The organism is Arthrobacter sp. SPT-J7, assembly GCF_059089965.1.
Genome location: NZ_JBNHFF010000421.1, coordinates 1 through 1485, shown reverse-complemented (window position 1 = coordinate 1485; position 1485 = coordinate 1). Strand labels below are relative to the sequence as shown.

Here is a 1485-nt window from a genome sequence, read left to right as displayed (position 1 = left end):
GGACCGCAGCGCGTATTTGAGCTCGTTGATCTGGCGGAAGCGGGCCTCGTGGTCATCGCCCTCGCCCAGGACCACGTCCTTCTGCTGGGCACGCCGGGCTGCGATGTATTCAGGGGAGCTGCCGTCCACCCATGAGAACACCAGGTCGACGTCGAAGCTGATGTCGCTCGCGTGGTCGGCGAACATGTTCTCGATGGTTGGCCAGGTGTGGCCGTAACGCTCCACGGTGCCGCGCACGGCGTCCTGCCGCAGCATGGTCCGGCGCGTTAGGGAGTTTTCGATCGGAAGGATCAGTTCCTCCCCATCAAACGACCACAGTTCAATCTGCACTCCTGCCGAGGCGCCGAACTCGAAGCCGCCGACGGGCTCAACACGGGGACGGTACAGACGGAAGATCCGTGCCTGCCGGTTCGAGGAGAGCTCCCCGTCCGCCACCAGTACGGAGGTCTTCTTTTTGGCATCCACCGTCATGGAATACACCGGCTCGTCCCTGCAGGCCTCCACGAGGGCCGCGCGAAGCTTCTTGCGGTCCTTCCAGTCCAGGGCGATCACGGGACGGTCGTTGTTGCCGCGGACCAGCAGGTAGGAAAGCCCGGCATTCACCAACACATTCCGCACAAACAGCAGGTCCTCCACCATGGCCTGGTAGGGCGTCCTGTTGTAGTTGATCAGGGCATAACGGCCCTTGTGCCTGAGCACGTCCGGGCGGTGCCGGAGGCGCTGCTCCGCCGCGGCAGACGTGACCTCTGCATGAAATTGTTCTTCTACGGATGCCTGGCTGCCGTAGTAAACCTCGTCCTGTACCGGTGCTTCTGTAATTGTCGTCTCCGTGCTCGTCAAAGTAAGCGTGTCTAACTGCATGATAGCCGCGCAGTGGAAACAGCAGGTTTCGGACGGGGCTGCCCGGGGTAGGAAGCGGGGTTAGGCGCCGAGCTCTTCCAGCCAGCTGCGCAGGAAAGCGCTGCCGGCGTCGTCATGGATGACAGAGGCTTCCAGTCCCAGATCCGCTGCGGTCAGGACAGCGTATGGCTTGTCCGGAACGCCATCGGCGGGACGGACATCCACATGCTTCACCGCGTGGTCGTTGTGGTGGAGCCAGTCAGCCATGGCGTAGTCGGTGCGCGAATCGCCCACTGTCCGCCAGGCCTGCGGCGTGATGCCTTGGGCGGCGAGCAGTTCCACAGCCCGGCTGGCGCCGAGGTCCTTGCCCAGCCGCACTGACTCAATGTCCGTGGAGATGATGGTGGGATCCACGCGGTAGTCCAACTCGTCCTCGGAGTTGGGCGCGTGGTGGTCCAGCCTGACCACCCCCAGCCCATGCCGGGCCATGAGGCTCATGGCGTCGGCGTCGAAGAGTTTCTGCTCGGCCAGGTAATCGGAGTTGGCCACATTAATGTGTTGTTCCACGGACACCATGGCCCGCTTGGTTTCATCAAAGAACATGTGCGCTGCGTAGTCCTCGGCCACCAGCCGCCTGACGTCGTC

1 protein-coding gene and 1 pseudogene are annotated in these 1485 nt (G+C 63.1%); both read right to left on the bottom strand.

Translation table 11 applies throughout. The features are described 5' to 3' along the window. On the bottom strand, positions 1 to 861 hold an 861-nt coding region (locus tag AC5RWX_RS33220), incomplete at its 3' end, for a Stealth CR1 domain-containing protein (protein ID WP_494100417.1). Positions 862 to 921: 60 nt separating this feature from the next. Then, positions 922 to 1485, bottom strand: a pseudogene (locus tag AC5RWX_RS33215) (hypothetical protein); the annotation flags it as partial.